The following is a 17,738-nucleotide window of genomic DNA, read 5'->3' as shown; positions in this document are numbered from 1 at the left end:
CCTCTGCATCGACATCGCAGAGATTCGCGCGACGCGAGCTGAATATGTTCATACGCAGGACCCAGGCACCGCAGGTGTCTGATACCCCCGGTTCGGAGGCCGGGGACCCGGTTCGTACCTTGTACGGCGGCTGGGAGCCGGTTCTGTGGAAGACCTCCGAGGATCAACTGGAGCCATTGAATGGCACGCGTTTCCGGTGTTGACATCCCGCGCGAAAAGCGTGTGGAGGTCGCCCTCACCTATGTGTTCGGCATCGGCCGGACCCTCTCGCAGGCGACGCTGGCAGCGACCGGCGTCGACCCGAACACCCGCGTTCGCGACCTCTCCGAGGAGCAGCTCGTCGCGATCCGCGAGTTCGTCGACAGCAACATCAAGACCGAGGGTGACCTCCGTCGCGAGGTCCAGGCCGACATCCGCCGCAAGGTCGAGATCGGTTGCTACCAGGGTCTCCGTCACCGTCGTGGCCTGCCCGTCCGCGGTCAGCGCACCAGCACGAACGCCCGTACCCGCAAGGGCCCGCGTCGCGCCATCGCCGGCAAGAAGAAGCCGGGCAAGAAGTAGTCCTCAGCGGACAACGCTTCACCAGCGGTCTTCGCTGTAGGACCGACCACCTCCCCGTAGGAGTTACTAGATGCCCCCCAAGGGTCGTCAGGGCGCTGCCAAGAAGGTGCGCCGCAAGGAAAAGAAGAACGTCGCTCACGGCCACGCGCACATCAAGAGCACGTTCAACAACACGATCGTCTCGATCACGGACCCCTCGGGCAACGTGATCTCCTGGGCCTCCGCCGGCCACGTCGGCTTCAAGGGCTCGCGCAAGTCCACCCCCTTCGCCGCGCAGATGGCCGCCGAGTCGGCCGCCCGCCGCGCGCAGGAGCACGGCATGCGCAAGGTCGACGTCTTCGTGAAGGGCCCGGGCTCCGGTCGCGAGACCGCGATCCGCTCCCTCCAGGCCACGGGCCTCGAGGTCGGCTCCATCCAGGACGTCACCCCCACCCCGCACAACGGCTGCCGTCCGCCGAAGCGTCGTCGCGTCTGACGCACGGCCGGTAGGTCTTGGGATTTCGGGCGGTACGGCACTTTCAAAGGGCCGTACCGCCCGTACCCTTGCAGTACCCGTCCCTTTTGCGGGGGACGATTCCGTCGGGCGTCAAATAGCGGGCGTCCACGAAAGAAGGATCTGATCCACACATGCTGATCGCTCAGCGTCCCTCGTTGACCGAAGAGGTCGTCGACGAGTTCCGTTCCCGGTTCGTGATCGAGCCGCTGGAGCCGGGCTTCGGCTACACCCTCGGCAACTCCCTCCGCCGCACCCTCCTGTCGTCGATCCCCGGGGCTGCTGTCACCAGCATCCGCATCGACGGTGTCCTGCACGAGTTCACCACCGTGCCGGGCGTCAAGGAGGACGTCACCGACCTGATCCTGAACATCAAGCAGCTGGTCGTCTCCTCGGAGCACGACGAGCCGGTCGTGATGTACCTGCGCAAGCAGGGTCCGGGTCTGGTCACCGCCGCCGACATCGCGCCCCCGGCCGGTGTCGAGGTCCACAACCCCGACCTGGTGCTTGCCACGCTCAACGGCAAGGGCAAGCTGGAGATGGAGCTGACGGTCGAGCGCGGCCGCGGTTACGTCTCGGCGGTGCAGAACAAGCAGGTGGGTCAGGAGATCGGGCGTATCCCGGTCGACTCGATCTACTCGCCGGTGCTGAAGGTCACGTACAAGGTCGAGGCGACCCGTGTCGAGCAGCGCACCGACTTCGACAAGCTGATCGTCGACGTCGAGACCAAGCAGGCCATGCGCCCGCGTGACGCCATGGCCTCGGCCGGTAAGACCCTGGTCGAGCTGTTCGGTCTGGCGCGTGAGCTGAACATCGACGCCGAGGGCATCGACATGGGCCCGTCGCCGACGGACGCCGCCCTGGCCGCCGATCTCGCCCTGCCGATCGAGGAGCTGGAGCTCACCGTTCGGTCGTACAACTGCCTCAAGCGTGAGGGCATCCACTCCGTGGGTGAGCTCGTCGCCCGCTCCGAGGCCGACCTCCTCGACATTCGCAACTTCGGTGCGAAGTCCATCGACGAGGTCAAGGCGAAGCTGGCCGGTATGGGCCTCGCGCTCAAGGACAGCCCGCCCGGATTCGACCCGACCGCCGCCGCCGACGCCTTCGGCGCCGACGACGACGCGGATGCCGGGTTCGTCGAGACCGAGCAGTACTAAGAGCTCGGGTTCGACGGCTGGATTGTGGCTGCGGGCCGGTTGTGGCCGGCCGCGCAGTTCCCCGCGCCCCTTGGGGCGCGGGACCTCCGAGGCTGTAAAAGGCTCCGGATCTCCGACAGGCGGCCGCCTGCTCGGATACTGACCTCGGTACCTGATACGGCCGGGGCAGACACACAGGAGAAGAACCATGCCGAAGCCCACCAAGGGTGCCCGTCTGGGCGGCAGTGCCGCGCACGAGAAGCTGCTCCTCGCGAACCTCGCGAAGGCGCTGTTCGAGCACGGCCGCATCACCACCACCGAGGCGAAGGCCCGCCGCCTGCGCCCGTACGCCGAGCGTCTGGTCACCAAGGCGAAGAAGGGCGACCTTCACAACCGCCGCCAGGTGCTGCAGGTCATCACGGACAAGAGCATCGTGCACACGCTCTTCACCGAGATCGGCCCGCGCTACGAGAACCGTCCGGGTGGCTACACCCGCATCACCAAGATCGGTAACCGCCGTGGCGACAACGCGCCCATGGCTGTCATCGAGCTGGTCGAGGCGCTGACGGTCGCGCAGCAGGCGACCGGCGAGGCCGAGGCCGCGACGAAGCGTGCCGCCAAGGACGTCGAGGCTGCGGTCGAGGTCGAGGACGCCAAGGTCGACGTGACCAAGGCCGACGAGGCCGAGGAAGCCGCCGAGGAGTCGAAGGACGCGTAAGCGTTCTGGCGAAGGCTGTTTCGTGGGCGGGCCCGTTCCTTTCGAGGAGCGGGCCCGCCTTCGTGTTGCTGAGAGGATCTCCGTGTGAGTGACGAAGTACAGCCCGGTTACGTCCGTGTCCGTCTCGACCTGTCGTACGACGGGAGCGAGTTCTCCGGGTGGGCCAAGCAGGCCGGGGGCCGGCGGACCGTGCAGGGCGAGATCGAGGACGCCCTGCGGACCGTGACACGGTCCGGGGGGACGACGTACGAGCTGACCGTGGCCGGGCGGACCGACGCCGGGGTGCATGCGCGCGGACAGGTCGCCCATGTCGACCTGCCCCGGGAGGTCTGGGACGCGCATCACGACAAGCTGCTCAAGCGGCTCGCGGGGCGCCTGTCCAGGGACGTACGCGTGTGGGCCCTCAGAGAGGCGCCCAGTGGCTTCAACGCCCGTTTCTCGGCGGTCTGGCGGCGGTACGCCTACCGGGTCACCGACAATCCCGGCGGTGTGGATCCGCTGCTGCGCAATCACGTCCTCTGGCACGACTGGCCACTCGACGTCGACGCGATGAACGAGGCCGCCGAACGGCTGCTGGGGGAGCACGACTTCGCCGCCTACTGCAAGAAGCGGGAGGGTGCGACCACCATCCGTACGCTGCAGCGGCTGAGCCTGGTGCGCGGGGAGGACGGGATCATCACCGCGACCGTGCGCGCCGACGCCTTCTGCCACAACATGGTGCGCTCGCTGATCGGGGCGCTGCTGTTCGTCGGGGACGGGCACCGGGGGCCGGACTGGCCCGGCAAGGTGCTCGCGGCCGGCGTACGGGATTCGGCCGTGCATGTCGTACGGCCGCACGGGCTGACCCTTGAGGAGGTCGGCTACCCGGCCGACGAGTTGTTGGCCGCGCGGAACAAAGAGGCGCGGAACCGGCGGTCCTTGCCCGGCTCGTCCGGATGCGAAACCTGTTAGTTACTCACGCTTGGGGCGAAGATATCGCCCATGTCGGGACTTAGTGGACGTAAGTCCCGTGTAGCCCCTTACGGCCTTCACATCCTCTCGTATATTCTTTCGCAACTCGGTCATCAGTTCTACAGGGGAGACCGGGCAACAGGTGGGGGGCAAGGGGCCGGTGAGGCCCATGGGTGGGGTTTCTCATGAGTGCAGTTGGTCCGACAAGGGCCGGGGGGCGTCGTGTCGCGCGGCAGAGTCATGGGCGTCGTAGAGCCGCGCGGGGCGGCAGAGCTCCCCTGGGGCTGCTGCCGCTTCCGCCGACGGACAAGGAGAAGTACTCCTACGCCCGAAGACGGCTGTGGATCCTGACGATCAGCTCTCTGATCAGCTTCTGCTGCCTGGTGATGAGCCAGTTCAAGCTGGCCCAGTCCACACCGGTGCTGTGGATCTACACGCCGCTGCTGGTGTTCACGGTCATCTACTACCTGGTGTCGCTTCGGGTGAATGGTTTCACCAGAGACTTCGACATCGCGCACCACAAGCGGCTGGTCCACGGCTGGCGGCCCGAGGTCTACCCCACGGTCGACGTGTTCCTGCCGGTGTGCGGTGAGCCCATCGAGGTGCTGCACAACACCTGGCGGCACGTGCGGGAGATGGCCGACCACTACCCGGGCGTCTGTGTTCCCTTCGTCCTCGACGACGGCGCGAGCCCCGAGCTGAAGGCCATGGCCCGCGACTTCGGGTTCCGCTACGGCACCCGGGAGAACCGCGGCTGGTTCAAGAAGGCGGGCAACCTGCACTTCGGGTTCGGGCAGTCCGACGGCCAGTACATCCTCATCCTCGACGCCGACTTCACCCCGCGCGCCGACCTGCTCGAAGAACTGCTGCCGTACATGGAGTCCGACCCGGGGATCGGGATCGTGCAGTCCCCGCAGTACTTCCGGGTGCTGGACTCGCAGAACTGGATCGAGCGCGGCGCGGGCGCCGTGCAGGAGCTGTTCTACCGGTCCGTGCAGGTCTCCCGGCAGGGCAGCGACGGCGCGATCTGCGTCGGCTCCTGCGCCGTGTACCGGCGGGCCGCGCTGGAGACCAACGGCGGTACGACGCTGATCGAGCACTCCGAGGACGTGCACACCGGCTTCGACCTGCGGGGCCTCGGCTGGGACCTGCGCTATGTGCCGGTCGCCGTCTCCACGGGCGTGTGCCCGGACACCGCCGGCGCCTTCTTCAACCAGCAGTACCGCTGGTGCTCCGGCTCGATGAGCCGCTCGCCGGCAAGAAGTTCTGGCAGCGCAAGATCAGGCTGTCCAGCCGCCTGTGCTACATGTCCGGGTTCTTCTACTACATCCACACGGCGCTGTTCACCTTCGCGGCGCCGGTCATCCCCATCGTGCTGCTCGTGATGATGCCGCAGAAGCTGCAGGTCGAGCACCTGGTCCTGGTGCTGCCGAGCATCCTCTACACCACGATCATCTTCCCGATGTGGCACAAGGCGCCCTACCGCCTGGAGGCCTGGGCGGCCCGCATGATGTACGGCTGGGCGCACGTCTTCGCCATCTGGGACATCCTGCGCAAGAACCGCATGGGCTGGCAGCCCACCGGCTCCTCCGGCGCCAAGAAGAACAAGACCCGCCGCTTCTGGATCGGCATGTGGGTCTGGAGCGGCGGCACGGCCCTGATCTGGGTGGTCGGCGCTGTGTACCGGACGTTCACCATGGACGCCCCGAACTTCGCCCTGATCCTGTCCTCCGGGCTCTTCTACGCCCTCGTGGTGGGCCGCGTGCTGGTGCAGCCGCGCGAGAGGGCGGTCGCCTGATGCAGTTCCGCCACCGTGCCCGTACCGCACTGGCCGCCGTCCTGCTCACCGCCCTGACCCTCGGCGGCTGCTCTGTGCTCGGCGAGTCGAACGACGGGTCGCCCGCCGAACACGCCGAGGGCGGCGCCGATCCGTCGAAGAGCGCGCAGTCCGACATCCCCTACGACGTCGTGCCGCTGATCAAGCCGGACAAGAAGTACTACGGAGCCGCCGTGGCGGGCGCGCCCACGTCCATGAAGGGCGTCGACGCGTACACCGAGCTAACCGGCAAGCAGCCCAACCTCATCGAGTACTACGCCGGCTGGGGCGACGGCTTCGACGCCAGTGGCGTGCGCAAGGCCTGGAAGAAGGGCGCCATGACGCTGATGTCCTGGGAGCCCCTCGACACCACCATCGCCGACATCGCGGCGGGCAAGTCGGACGCGTACATCAAAAAGTACGCGACGGCGGTGCGCAGGCTGAACGTGCCCGTGGTGATCGACTTCGCCGACGAGTTCAACGGCCAGTGGGAGAAGTGGGGCACGAAGTACGTGACCCCCAAGCAGTACGTGGCCGCCTGGCGGCACATCCACGAGACGTTCATCGACGCCGGTGCCTCGAACGTGATCTGGGCCTGGTCGCCCAACATCGTCAACCCCGTCAAGAGCGTGAAGCTGGAGCCCTACTACCCGGGCGACGCCTACGTCGACTGGGTGGGGCTGGTGGGCTACTGGACGATCGACGAGGACAACGCCTTCGACAGCGTCTTCGGTCCGACCATCGACCAGATCCGCACGTTCACCAAGAAGCCCATGATCCTGATCGAGACGGCGGCCATGGCGGGTGAGCGGCGACGGGCCGACATCCGCAACCTGTTCGCGGGCGTGGAGGCCGACGACGACATGCTCGGCTTCATCTGGTTCAACTACAAGAAGCGTGCCGACTGGCGGTTGGAGGCGAGCCCGCTGGCGCTGAAGGAGTTCAAGCGCCTGGCGGCCGACGACCGTTTCGGCTTCGACGTACGGAAGCCGTGATGACCTCCCGAAACGACCACTACACGCCACAGCCCTACGATCCGTACGCCGACGACGACAGCGGGTCCGGTTGGTTCAACTCCAACGGGACGCCCCCGCGGCAGCAGCAGTACGAGCAGCAGGGGCACGCGTACGACAACCACTTCCACCCGGGCCAGGAGCCGCAGCAGCAGCCGTACGCGGCCGGCATCCCCGAGCAGCCGCACAGCGGTCCCGAGGACCAGCCGACGTACGCCCTGCGCACCGTCCAGTACCAGCAGGTGCCGGACGACGCGGCGGACGAGCCCGGTTACCACATCCCCGAGACGCCGGAAGCCGGCTGGGAGATGGCGGCGAGCCGGCGGCGGGCCTGGGTCAGCCGGGCCGTACTGCTGTGCATCCTGCTCGTCCAGGCGGCGCTGTCGCTGCGGCTGTCCAACACCGCCTTCCAGGACGAGGCGCTGTACCTGGCGGCCGGTCACTCCGAGCTCGCCCAGCTGCTCCACGGCACCCCGCTGCCCCGCGACTACGCCGCGTACTTCTCCGGCTCGCCGCAGCTCTACCCGGTGCTCGCCGCGATCGTGGACGCGAAGTTCGGGCTCGCCGGGGCGCGGACCCTGAGCCTGTTCTTCATGCTCTGCACCACCGGGCTGCTGTACTCCTTCACCCGGCGGCTGTTCAACGAGCGGGCCGCGCTGGCCGCCGCCGCGCTGTTCGCGGTGCTCCAGTCGACCGTCGTGATGGGCTATTTCGCCACCTACGACGCGGCCGCGGTGTTCCTGCTCGCCCTGACGACCTGGATCGTCGTACGCACCGACCGGGCGCCGGTGATCGCCGTGCTGCTGGCCGCGCCTGTCGCGGTCCTGGCGGTCGGGGTGAAGTACGCGTCCGCGCTGTACCTGCCGACCATCGTCGCGCTCGCCCTGCTCACCGCGTGGCCGCACAAGGGCGGCAAGGCGTTCCTGCGGATGGTGCTGCTCGCGCTCGGCATCGGCGGTCTGGTCGTGGTGGGCATGTACACCACGGATCTGATGGACGGTGTGCGGCAGACCACCACCAACCGTGTCCACGGCACTGACACCACCGAGTTCCTGCTGGAGCAGTCGGCCAAGTGGGGCGGGCTGATGTTCCTGACCGCCGTCGGCGGCGCCGTCTCGTACGTCCGGCGCAGCCGTATGAACGAGTCGCCGCAGGCCATCGGGCTGGGCAACCCCGGCTGGCGCTGGCGGGCCCTGCTCGGGCTGGTGCTGTGCGGTACGGCCGTGCTGGCACCGGCGTACCAGGTCCATCTGGGCACCGTGGTCTCGCTGTTCAAGCACGTCGGCTTCGGTCTGCTCTTCGCCGCGCCGATGGCCGGTGTGGGGGTGACCCGTCTGGTGGGCGCGCACTTCCGCTACCCCCAGCTCGGCATCATGCTCTGGACGGCCACGCTGTGCCTGGGCATCCAGCAGGCCGACTGGCGCTTCGACGTGTGGCCCAACTCCACGAAGATGATCGACGTCATCGGGTCCCATGTGAACTCCAAGGGCGAATACCTGGCCTCCACGCCCGAGGTGCCCGTGTACTACCTGCGCGAGAAGTCGAGCCACAGCCAGTGGCACAGCGTCTTCGGCATGGACTACAAGGACAAGAAGGGCAAGTACTACAGCGGCGACGAGGCCTACCGCCAGTCGGTGAAGGCCGGCAGGTTCAACCTGATCGTCCTCGACGGGCTCACCAACCCGCGGGTCGACGACATCATCGCCGCCGCGGTCAAGGGCAACTCGCACTACCGGCTGTTGGCCGAGATTCCCTTCCGGAACGCCAACGGCACGAGCGAGTACCGCATCTGGATCAAGACCTCCTGAGCGCATCCGCTCTGAAGTGAGAAAGGCCGTCATGCGGCTGACCGTCATCGGCACCGGCTACCTGGGTGCCACCCACGCCGCCTGTATGGCGGAGCTCGGTCACGAGGTGCTCGGCGTGGACGTCGACCCCGACAAGGTCGCCGCGCTCGAGGGCGGCCGGGTGCCGTTCCACGAACCCGGGCTGCCCGAGCTGATCGCGAAGCACACGGCGAGCGGACGGCTCCGGTTCACGACCGACTACGCCGCGGCCGGAGCCTTCGGCGACGTGCACTTCGTGTGTGTCGGAACTCCGCAGCGCGAGGGCTCCGAGGGCGCGGACCTGACGTACGTCGACGCGGCCTTCGCGGCGATCGCCGAGCACGCGGCCGAGGGTGCGCTGCTGGTCGGCAAGTCGACCGTGCCGGTCGGCACGGCGCAGCGGCTGGCCTCCACGCTCGACACCGAGGTCGCCTGGAACCCGGAGTTCCTGCGCGAGGGCTTCGCCGTCGAGGACACGCTGCGGCCGGACCGGCTGGTGGTCGGCGTCTGCTCCCCGCGGGCTGAAACGATCCTGCGCCAGGTGTACGCGCCCGTCCTCGACGCCGGGACCCCACTCGTCACCGCCGACTTCCCGACCGCCGAACTGGTCAAGACGGCCGCCAACGCCTTCCTCGCCACCAAGATCTCCTTCATCAACGCGATGGCCGAGGTCTGCGAGGCCTCCGGTGGCGACGTCGGCGTCCTCGCCGAGGCGATCGGGTACGACGACAGGATCGGGAGCAAGTTCCTGCGCGCCGGCGTCGGCTTCGGCGGCGGCTGCCTGCCCAAGGACATCCGCGCCTTCGCCCACCGCGCCGACGAGCTGGGGGTCTCACTGGCCTTCCTGCGCGAGGTCGACGCGATCAACATGCGGCGCCGCGACAAGGTGGTCGGCCTGGCGCGGGAGCTGTGCGGTGGGACGGTGCTGGGGGCCCGTGTCGCCGTGCTCGGAGCGGCCTTCAAGCCCGACTCCGACGACATCCGTGACTCGCCCGCGCTCAACGTGGCCGCCCGGCTGCGGCTCGACGGCGCCGATGTCACGGTCTACGACCCCGAGGCGCTGGACAACGCCCGCAAGGCGTTCCCGCTCCTCGGGTACGCGCTGTCGGCCGAGGAGGCGCTCGGGGGAGCCGACCTCGTGCTGCATCTGACCGAGTGGCCGCAGTTCCGGGAGATCGACCCGGAGCGGGCCGCGCGGCTCGTGTCCCGTCCGCGGATCGTGGACGGCCGGGGGGTGCTCGACGCGGACCGCTGGACCGCGGCGGGCTGGTACTTCCGGGCGCTGGGCAGACCGGCGCCCATTGGAAGGGGGTCCCTTCGGGGCCTCTAGGGGAGGGAAGGAGAAGGACATGACGGTCAACGACAGACGCCCCGGCGTACCGGTCACCATCGTGATGCCGACGTACAACGAGGCGGCGAACCTGCCCCGCATGGCCGAGCTGGTCCTTGGTCTGCCGATCGACGGGCTGCACCTGAAGGTCGTCGACGACTCCAGCCCGGACGGCACCGGGCGGATCGCCGACGAGCTCGCCGAGAAGTACAACGCCGACCAGCCCGCCGGGCCGCGCCGGATGAGCGTGCTGCACCGCACCGAGAAGGACGGCCTCGGGCGCGCGTACGCCGCGGGCATGAGCGCCGCGCTGGCGGAGGGCGCCGCGTACGTCGTCCAGATGGACGCCGACGGCAGCCACCCCGTCGAGGCGGTGCCGCGGATGCTCGGTACGGCCGTCGCCACGGGCGTCGGCCTGGTCGTCGGCAGCCGGTACGTGGAGGGCGGCTCGCTGGCCGAGGAGTGGGGCAGGCACCGGGTCCTGCTGTCCCGCTTCGCCAACCGCTACGCCCGGACCGTGCTCGGCACCAAGATCCGGGACATCACCGCCGGCTTCAACCTGTGGTCGGCGGCCACGCTGCGGGACGTCGATCTCGCGACCCTCGACAGCGCCGGCTACAGCTTCCAGGTCGAGCTGAAGTTCAAGGCCGTCCGGGCCGGCCACAGCGCCGTCGAGATCCCGATCCGGTTCGAGGAGCGCACCGAGGGTGTGTCCAAGATGAACCTCGCGACGCAGATCGAGTCGGCGGTCGTGCCGCTGCGGCTGCGGCTGCGCCACAGACGGGGCTGAGCGGGACGGTGAGCGGACGGCATGCGGTTCCCTCGCGATGGGGGCACCTGTACCGCGAGATCGCGAAGTTCGGCGCAGTGGGGCTGTCGGGTTTCGTGGTCAATCTCGCGGTCTTCAACATCATCAGGACCGTCACCGAGTGGCAGACCGTCCGGGCGAGTGTCGTGGCGACGATCTGCGCGATCATGGGCAACTACCTCGGTCTGCGGTACTTCGCGTACCGGGACCGCGGCCAGGAGGACCGGAGCGGCCGGCGGAAGGAGCTGGGGCTCTTCCTCTTCTTCAGCGCGGTCGGCCTGGTCATCGAGAACTCGGTCCTCTATGCCACCACCTACGGACTCGGCTGGGACGGCACGCTCGCGAGCAACACCGGCAAGTTCGTCGGCATCGGCATCGCGACCCTCTTCCGGTTCTGGTCCTACCGGACGTGGGTCTTCAAGACGGCCGGCAGTCGTCCGGAACGTGATGCTCGCCACCCCGAGCCCGTCCTGAACGAGCCCGCCCTGACCGTCGTGTGGGAGAGCACCTGACCGGCCCGGCGCGCCTAGGGCCCTTCTGATGGATCTCCGCGGCGTCGGAGATCCATCAGAAGGGCCCTAGTGGTGCGCCGGGTCACTCGTTCGCGGCCGCCGACGCCTGGGCCTCGCCGCGGCGGCGGATCTGGCGGAAGGTGAACACGGCCAGGTCGTCGCCGACCTGGAAGACCTTCGTGTCCTTCTTCGTGACGTCGTTGCCGTTGAAGTATCCGGCGATCGTGAAGTAGGCGTAGCGGCCGTAGGAGTTGGTGGTCGTGCGGCAGAACGCGGCGTTGCAGAAGGGCTTCACGCCGCTGCCGAAGAGCGACTTGACCAGGCCGCTGTTGTCGGTCTGGTTCTTGGCCTTGGTGGCCTGCGCCTCGGTGTCGAAGACGGCCACGCCGACGGTCACGCCGATGCCGCCCTTGACGTAGGTCACGCGCAGGAGGCGGGTGCAGTCGTTGGCGTTGAGGACCTTCGGGAGGGTGCCCTCGGCGACCGACGCGCAGTTCTTCGTGTCGGCCGTCGGGCCCTTCTTGTACACCGCCGAGCCCATGGTCAGCTGCGTGCCCGGGAAGAGGGCGTCCGCGCTGAGCGGGGCCGTGTCCTTGCTCTTGGAGGCGATGAAGTCCTTCGGGTCCAGCGGCGGCGGGGCGCTGGTCGGCGCGAAGGACGGAGCCGTCGCGCTGCTGCTCGGGATGGACCCGCTCGCGGGCACGTTGGACGGGTTGCCCGAGGCCTGGTTGTCGCCGTTCGCCGACACCACGGCCATGGCCACGGCGGTGCCTATCGCGATCGTGGCGACCGCGCCGCCGCCGACGAACAGCAGCCTGCGCCTCTTGTTGCGCGTCTCGGACGCCTCGGCGAGCGCTGCCCAGTCCGGGGTCCGGCCGTCGTCGCCGCCGTTGGCCCACGGCTGCTGGGATTGCGGTTTCCAGGGGTCCCACTGGGACTGGGGTCCCCCCTGCTGCCCAAAGCTCATGGGCCGCATCTTAGACGGGAGGCGGAGGGTGCCGATGTGCCTCCGGCGGGGTCGCCGGGGACCTTTCCGGCAGGGGTGCACATCTCGGTCTTCCCGCGTGTGCGGCGACCTCGTTTTGACCCGTCCGGGCCAGCGCAGGTATCCTGCTTGTTCGTTATGCGTATTGGCTTGGTCGTTCTCACGCGAGAGGCCCTTACGTAGGTTCCCTGGAGCAGTTACCAGTGGGCGGCATACGGGCAGCGTCCCCGGCATTGTCGTCCCCAGCTGCACGATCGCTTCAGTGATGCCATGTGTCAGGCCCCATCCACTGAAGAAGAAGGCTGCGAAGTGCGTACGTACAGCCCCAAGCCCGGCGATGTGACTCGCCAGTGGCACGTCATTGACGCTCAGGACATCGTCCTGGGTCGTCTGGCTACCACCGCTGCGAACCTCCTCCGTGGCAAGCACAAGCCGACCTATGCCCCGCACATGGACATGGGCGACTTCGTCATCATCATCAACGCCGACAAGGTTCACCTGTCCGGCAACAAGAAGACCCAGAAGCTGGCGTACCGCCACTCCGGCTACCCGGGTGGTCTGCGCTCCGTCCGTTACGACGAGCTGCTGGCGAAGAACCCCGAGAAGGCCGTCGAGAAGGCCATCAAGGGCATGATCCCCAAGAACACCCTGGGCCGTCAGATGCTCTCGAAGCTGAAGGTCTACTCGGGCGACCAGCACCCGCACGCTGCCCAGCAGCCGGTGCCGTTCGAGATCACCCAGGTCGCGCAGTAAGTCCGGCCACCCCCTAAGACTGAAGAGAATCTGAGGAGCATCGTGGCCGAGACCACCGTTGAGCAGCCGGTCGAAGAGACCGAGACCGAGCTTGTCGACATCGACAGCTACACCACCGAGTCCGAGGTCCCCGTCGAGGGCGAGTACACCTCGGAGTCGCTGGCGTCCCGCTTCGGCGACCCGCAGCCGGCCGCCGGCCTGGGTCGTCGCAAGAACGCCATCGCCCGCGTCCGGATCGTCCCGGGCACCGGCAAGTGGAAGATCAACGGTCGCACCCTCGAGGACTACTTCCCGAACAAGGTGCACCAGCAGGAAGTCAACGAGCCCTTCAAGGTGCTCGAGCTCGAAGGCCGTTACGACGTCATCGCCCGTATCTCCGGTGGCGGTGTCTCCGGTCAGGCCGGTGCGCTCCGTCTCGGTGTCGCCCGCGCGCTGAACGAGGCCGACGTCGACAACAACCGCGGCCCGCTCAAGAAGGCCGGCTTCCTCAAGCGCGACGACCGTGCGGTCGAGCGCAAGAAGGCCGGTCTGAAGAAGGCCCGCAAGGCCCCGCAGTACAGCAAGCGTTAATCGCGGCTGCCTGCAAGCCACTCCGAACGCCCCGGCGGCACGCCACAGTGCCGTCGGGGCGTTCGTTTATCACAGGCTGGGGCGTATAACGGCACAAGAGACTCAAAGGCTTGTGTGATCGGATGCCCAGGCATGGAATGCCTGGGATGCGGGAGTCGCGTGTGCGAGCTGCAGCAGCACCGGCTTTCGAAAATGACGCTTCATCAGGAGGACAAGTGGGACGACTCTTCGGCACGGACGGCGTGCGCGGCGTCGCCAACGCGGACCTGACGGCGGAGATGGCCCTCGGCCTCTCCGTGGCCGCGGCGCACGTACTGGCCGAGGCGGGCACCTTCGAGGGCCACCGGGCGAAGGCGGTCGTCGGACGGGACCCGCGCGCGTCCGGGGAGTTCCTGGAGGCCGCCGTGGTCGCGGGCCTGGCGAGCGCGGGCGTGGACGTCCTGCGCGTCGGCGTGCTGCCCACCCCGGCGGTGGCGTATCTCACCGGCGCGCTCGGCGCCGACCTGGGCGTCATGCTCTCCGCGAGCCACAACGCCATGCCCGACAACGGCGTCAAGTTCTTCGCCCGCGGCGGCCACAAGCTCGCCGACGAGCTCGAGGACCGGATCGAGGCCGTGTACGACTCCCACCGGCACGGCGAGCCCTGGGAGCGGCCCACCGGCGCGGGTGTCGGGCGGGTGCGGTCGTACGACGAGGGCTTCGACCAGTACGTCGCCCACCTGATCGCCGTACTCCCGAACCGTCTGGACGGGCTGAAGATCGTCCTTGACGAGGCGCACGGAGCGGCCGCGCGGGTCTCTCCGGAGGCGTTCTCGCGAGCCGGCGCCGACGTGATCACGATCGGGGCCGAGCCGAACGGGCTCAACATCAACGACGGCTGCGGATCGACCCATCTGGACAAGCTGCGGGCCGCCGTCGTCGAGCACGGGGCCGCGCTCGGGATCGCGCACGACGGTGACGCGGACCGGTGCCTGGCCGTGGACCACACCGGTGCGGAGATCGACGGCGACCAGATCCTGGCCGTGATCGCGCTGGCCATGCGGGAGCGTTCCGTACTGCGTGAGGACACCGTCGTCGCGACGGTCATGTCCAACCTGGGCTTCAAGCTGGCGCTGGAGAGGGAAGGGCTCAGCCTCGTCCAGACGGCGGTCGGTGACCGTTACGTCCTGGAGGAGATGAAGGAGCACGGGTACGCGCTCGGGGGCGAGCAGTCCGGGCACGTGATCATCCTCGACCACGCCACCACCGGTGACGGCACGCTGACCGGGCTCATGCTGGCGGCCCGGGTCGCCGAGACCGGTCGTACGCTGCGGGACCTGGCGTCCGTGATGGAGCGGTTGCCGCAGGTGCTCATCAATGTGCCCGACGTGGACAGGTCCCGGGTGAAGACGTCCGCCGAGCTGGCGGCTGCGGTTGTCGACGCCGAGCGGGAACTCGGGTCCACCGGGCGGGTGTTGCTGCGTCCGTCGGGGACGGAGCCGCTGGTGCGGGTCATGGTCGAGGCCGCGGACATCGACCAGGCTCGGTCGGTGGCTGGGCGGCTTGCGGATGTGGTGAAGTCGGCGCTGGGTTAGTTCCGCGGGACGCCGTCACCCGAATGCGCGTACAGAGAGTGCACGTCTGGTTGCTGGTTGTTCACTTACGTCGAGGGCGCCATGTGTGGCGCCCTACCTCGACGAAAGAGAAGAGACACAGCATGAAGATCGTGAGCAGCGCACTGAGGCGAGCGGCCGGTCCGGCCCTGGCCGCGGGTCTCGTCGTCGTTTCGTTCGCCACCCCGGCCGTCGCCCAGACGCCGGGCTCCACGGCGTTCCGGATCTTCGGCGGCCTAGTCGGGCTGCAAGCGCGCGCCGGCGTGCAGAATCATGTCTCGGCCTCCGTTTCCGGCACCAACCATCTGCTCCTCACGGACACCACGGGCATCGCGATCGGTCCGGGCTGCACCCGGGTGAACGCCACCACCGCCGACTGCGGCACCATCAGCGGCACCCGGCTCGCCATAGCGCTGGGCGACCAGAATGACAGCGCCGTGGCCAACGTTCCGGTCAACGTCACTGTCGACGCCGGCACGGGCGTCGACTCGGTGACCACCAACGGCGGCAACGACCTGATCGGCGTCGAGGACAACGCCGGCGGTGACACGGTGACCTGCAACGGCGGCGCCGACACGGTGTTCGCCGACCCCGGTGACACCATCGCCGGGGACTGCGAACGGCAGCTCTAGAGGCCGCCGCCGGCCTTCGCCGTACGCACGCGCTGTCTGGCCCAGAGCCATTTCTGGGTCAGGAGCGTGACGGTGCCGGCGAGGACGATGCCGAACAGGTTCAGCAGCAGCTGCTCCGACGATCGCAGTGCCTGGTTGGTGTCGCTGTAGATCAGGGCCACGGCCGCGTTGGCGGCGGCGGGGACCGTCGTCACGGAGATGGCGACGCCGACCAGGGCGCCCGACTTGGCGGATGTCAGGGAGAGGGTGCCCGCCGCTCCGGCGAGGACCGCCACGACGAACGAGAACCAGTCCGGCGCGTAGATGAAGCCCGTGTTGGGCCGCTCCGCCTCCAGTTGGGCCTTGGTGAACAGGCCGACGGCGTCCATGAACAGGCTGAAGCCCACCGTCACCGCCATCGCCACCGCGAAGCCCACCAGGAGCGCGATCAGCGACCGCAGTGCCAGGCGCGGGGCGCGTTGCACGATGGCGGTGCAGATGCCCGCGAGCGGGCCGAACTCCGGGCCCACCGCCATCGCGCCCACGATCAGGATCGCGTTGTCCAGCACCACACCGCACGCCGCGATCATCGTGGCGAGCGTGAGGAAGGCGACGTAGGTGACGGAGAGCGTCGACTCCTCGTGCGTGGCGTCCGTCAGGTGCTCCCACAGCACCGCGTCCGCGCCCTCGCCGGGTGCCTCCGCCTCGGCCTTGTCGGCCCGCTTGGACAGCGACAGATCGATGTTCTCGACGGCGATGGAGCCCGTGCGGTCGAGGCCCAACTCCTGCAGTCCGGTGAGGAGTTCGTCTCCGGCCTCGCGGGCGACGTCGCACATCACCACGTCCCCGGCGGGGTTGCGGGCGGCCCCGGGCATCACGACGAGATGTGTGGTGCCGACCGTCTTCTCGATCAGGCGGACCACGTCGTCGGTCCTGTCGGACGGCGTGATCAGGCGCAGATGCAGCATGACGCCTTTCTAACAGGCCAAGGTCACGGCTTCACAGCTTGCGCAGGCTCAGGCGCTGGACCTTGTGGTCCGGGCCCTTGCGGACGACCAGGGTGGCCCGGCCGCGGGTGGGGGCGATGTTCTCCACCAGATTGGGCTTGTTGATGGTGCGCCACATCGTGCCGGCGTAGTCGAGGGCCTCCGTCTCGGAGACCTGTGTGTACTTCCGGAAGTACGAGGACGGGTTCTGGAAGGCCGTCGCGCGCAGCTTGCGGAAGCGGTTGAGGTACCAGCGCTCGATGTCCTCGGTGCGGGCGTCGACGTACACACTGAAGTCGAAGTAGTCGGCGAGGCCGACGCGGGTGCGGCCGTCCTTGCCGGGGAGCGCGGGCTGCAGGACGTTCAGGCCCTCGACGATGAGGATGTCGGGGCGGCGGACCGTGAGCCGCTGGTCGGGGACGATGTCGTAGATGAGGTGGGAGTAGACCGGCGCGGTCACCTCGTCCTTGCCGGCCTTGATGTCGGCGACGAAGCGGGTGAGGGCGCGGCGGTCGTAGGACTCGGGGAATCCCTTCCGCGACATCAGGCCGCGGGCCTGCAGCTCCTTGGTGGGGAGCAGGAAGCCGTCCGTCGTCACCAGCTCCACGCGCGGGTGCTCGGGCCAGCGGGACAGCAGGGCCTGGAGGAGACGGGCGACCGTGGACTTTCCTACGGCCACGGAGCCGGCGACCCCTATGACGAAGGGGGTGCCGGACTGGGAGCCCTGTTCGCCGAGGAAGGTGTTGAGGGCGCCGCGCAGGCCGTCCGTCGCCCCGATGTACAGGTTGAGGAGGCGGGAGAGCGGGAGGTAGATGTCCCGCACCTCGTCGAGGTCGATGACGTCGCCCAGGCCGCGCAGCTTCTCGACCTCCTCGGCGGTGAGCGGCAGCGGCGTCTTCTCGCGCAGCGCGCTCCACTCGGAACGGGTGAGGTCGACGTAGGGAGTCGCCTCCGGCCTGTGCCGGTGGGCGCTCCGGGGCATCGAGGAGACCGGAGAGATCACAGTCCATTGTTAACGGAGTTTGAACGGGTCGGCGGGTGGGGTCCGTCACGTTCGCCGTGCGATGTCCTCGTGGT

The 17,738-nt window shown here is 68.5% G+C and carries 17 protein-coding genes and 1 pseudogene; 15 read left to right on the top strand and 3 right to left on the bottom strand.

Annotation, left to right across the window (positions count from 1 at the left end; all coding sequences use genetic code 11):
- Positions 1-180: 180 nt before the first annotated feature.
- The 11 genes and pseudogenes from rpsM to OG303_RS21050 all read left to right on the top strand — a co-directional run bounded on the left by rpsM (position 181) and on the right by OG303_RS21050 (position 11,164).
- The gene (gene rpsM / locus OG303_RS21100) at positions 181-561 is read left to right on the top strand and encodes a 30S ribosomal protein S13 (RefSeq protein ID WP_405870061.1); all 381 of its coding nucleotides are present in this window, start codon (positions 181-183) and stop codon (positions 559-561) included.
- A gap of 70 nt (positions 562-631) precedes the next feature.
- Positions 632-1,036, top strand: coding sequence for a 30S ribosomal protein S11 (gene rpsK, locus OG303_RS21095; protein ID WP_003956432.1), 405 nt, complete (start codon positions 632-634; stop codon positions 1,034-1,036).
- 152 nt (positions 1,037-1,188) lie between these two features.
- Complete coding sequence (locus OG303_RS21090; protein ID WP_003966937.1) at positions 1,189-2,211, top strand: DNA-directed RNA polymerase subunit alpha; 1,023 nt, start codon at positions 1,189-1,191, stop codon at positions 2,209-2,211.
- A 187-nt stretch (positions 2,212-2,398) separates the two neighbouring features.
- Positions 2,399-2,908 carry a 50S ribosomal protein L17 gene (gene rplQ / locus OG303_RS21085; protein WP_405870060.1) on the top strand — a complete coding sequence of 170 codons (510 nt, stop codon included), beginning with the start codon at positions 2,399-2,401 and terminating at the stop codon, positions 2,906-2,908.
- Positions 2,909-2,992: 84 nt separating this feature from the next.
- The gene (gene truA / locus OG303_RS21080; RefSeq protein WP_405870058.1) at positions 2,993-3,859 is read left to right on the top strand and encodes a tRNA pseudouridine(38-40) synthase TruA; all 867 of its coding nucleotides are present in this window, start codon (positions 2,993-2,995) and stop codon (positions 3,857-3,859) included.
- A gap of 383 nt (positions 3,860-4,242) precedes the next feature.
- Positions 4,243-5,657, top strand: a pseudogene (locus tag OG303_RS21075) (glycosyltransferase family 2 protein).
- A complete protein-coding gene (locus tag OG303_RS21070; protein WP_405870057.1) occupies positions 5,657-6,670 on the top strand; it encodes a glycoside hydrolase family 26 protein in 1,014 nt (337 codons plus the stop codon). Before OG303_RS21075 ends, OG303_RS21070 begins: the two are co-directional and overlap by 1 nt.
- Entirely contained in the window at positions 6,670-8,496 is a 1,827-nt protein-coding gene (locus tag OG303_RS21065; RefSeq protein ID WP_405870055.1) for an ArnT family glycosyltransferase, read from the top strand. The genes OG303_RS21070 and OG303_RS21065 overlap by 1 nt, the downstream gene beginning before the upstream one ends.
- A 31-nt stretch (positions 8,497-8,527) precedes the next feature.
- Positions 8,528-9,844: a UDP-glucose dehydrogenase family protein gene (locus OG303_RS21060; protein WP_405870054.1), complete on the top strand. Its 1,317-nt coding sequence runs from the start codon at positions 8,528-8,530 to the stop codon at positions 9,842-9,844.
- A 19-nt stretch (positions 9,845-9,863) separates the two neighbouring features.
- Entirely contained in the window at positions 9,864-10,634 is a 771-nt protein-coding gene (locus OG303_RS21055) for a polyprenol monophosphomannose synthase (protein ID WP_405870053.1), read from the top strand.
- Positions 10,635-10,642: 8 nt separating this feature from the next.
- Positions 10,643-11,164: a GtrA family protein gene (locus OG303_RS21050; protein WP_405870052.1), complete on the top strand. Its 522-nt coding sequence runs from the start codon at positions 10,643-10,645 to the stop codon at positions 11,162-11,164.
- Between the two features lie 82 nt (positions 11,165-11,246).
- Here OG303_RS21050 and OG303_RS21045 read toward each other — a convergent pair whose 3' ends face one another.
- A complete protein-coding gene (locus OG303_RS21045) occupies positions 11,247-12,131 on the bottom strand; it encodes a hypothetical protein (RefSeq protein ID WP_405870051.1) in 885 nt (294 codons plus the stop codon).
- Positions 12,132-12,458: 327 nt separating this feature from the next.
- On the opposite strand from OG303_RS21045, the gene rplM reads away from it, so the two are divergent.
- From rplM to OG303_RS21025, 4 genes are all read left to right on the top strand, one after another.
- Positions 12,459-12,902, top strand: a complete 444-nt coding sequence (rplM, locus tag OG303_RS21040; RefSeq protein ID WP_045559465.1) for a 50S ribosomal protein L13 — start codon at positions 12,459-12,461, stop codon at positions 12,900-12,902.
- A 42-nt stretch (positions 12,903-12,944) separates the two neighbouring features.
- Positions 12,945-13,472, top strand: coding sequence for a 30S ribosomal protein S9 (gene rpsI, locus OG303_RS21035; protein ID WP_405870049.1), 528 nt, complete (start codon positions 12,945-12,947; stop codon positions 13,470-13,472).
- Positions 13,473-13,687: 215 nt separating this feature from the next.
- Entirely contained in the window at positions 13,688-15,046 is a 1,359-nt protein-coding gene (gene glmM / locus OG303_RS21030; protein ID WP_405870048.1) for a phosphoglucosamine mutase, read from the top strand.
- A 131-nt stretch (positions 15,047-15,177) separates the two neighbouring features.
- The gene (locus tag OG303_RS21025) at positions 15,178-15,696 is read left to right on the top strand and encodes a hypothetical protein (RefSeq protein ID WP_405870046.1); all 519 of its coding nucleotides are present in this window, start codon (positions 15,178-15,180) and stop codon (positions 15,694-15,696) included.
- Here OG303_RS21025 and OG303_RS21020 read toward each other — a convergent pair.
- Together OG303_RS21020 and coaA are read right to left on the bottom strand one after the other, a co-directional pair.
- Entirely contained in the window at positions 15,693-16,643 is a 951-nt protein-coding gene (locus tag OG303_RS21020; RefSeq protein ID WP_405870044.1) for a DUF389 domain-containing protein, read from the bottom strand. The genes OG303_RS21025 and OG303_RS21020 overlap by 4 nt on opposite strands.
- Before the next feature lie 31 nt (positions 16,644-16,674).
- Positions 16,675-17,643 (bottom strand): type I pantothenate kinase, encoded by a 969-nt coding sequence (coaA, locus tag OG303_RS21015; RefSeq protein ID WP_405870043.1) that lies wholly within the window; start codon positions 17,641-17,643, stop codon positions 16,675-16,677.
- Positions 17,644-17,738 lie beyond the last annotated feature (95 nt).

The sequence above is a fragment of the Streptomyces sp. NBC_00005 genome (genome assembly GCF_045160215.1).
GTDB lineage: Bacteria > Actinomycetota > Actinomycetes > Streptomycetales > Streptomycetaceae > Streptomyces.
The sequence above is the reverse complement of the archived record's forward strand: the minus strand, read 5'-3'. Positions and strand labels throughout refer to the sequence as shown.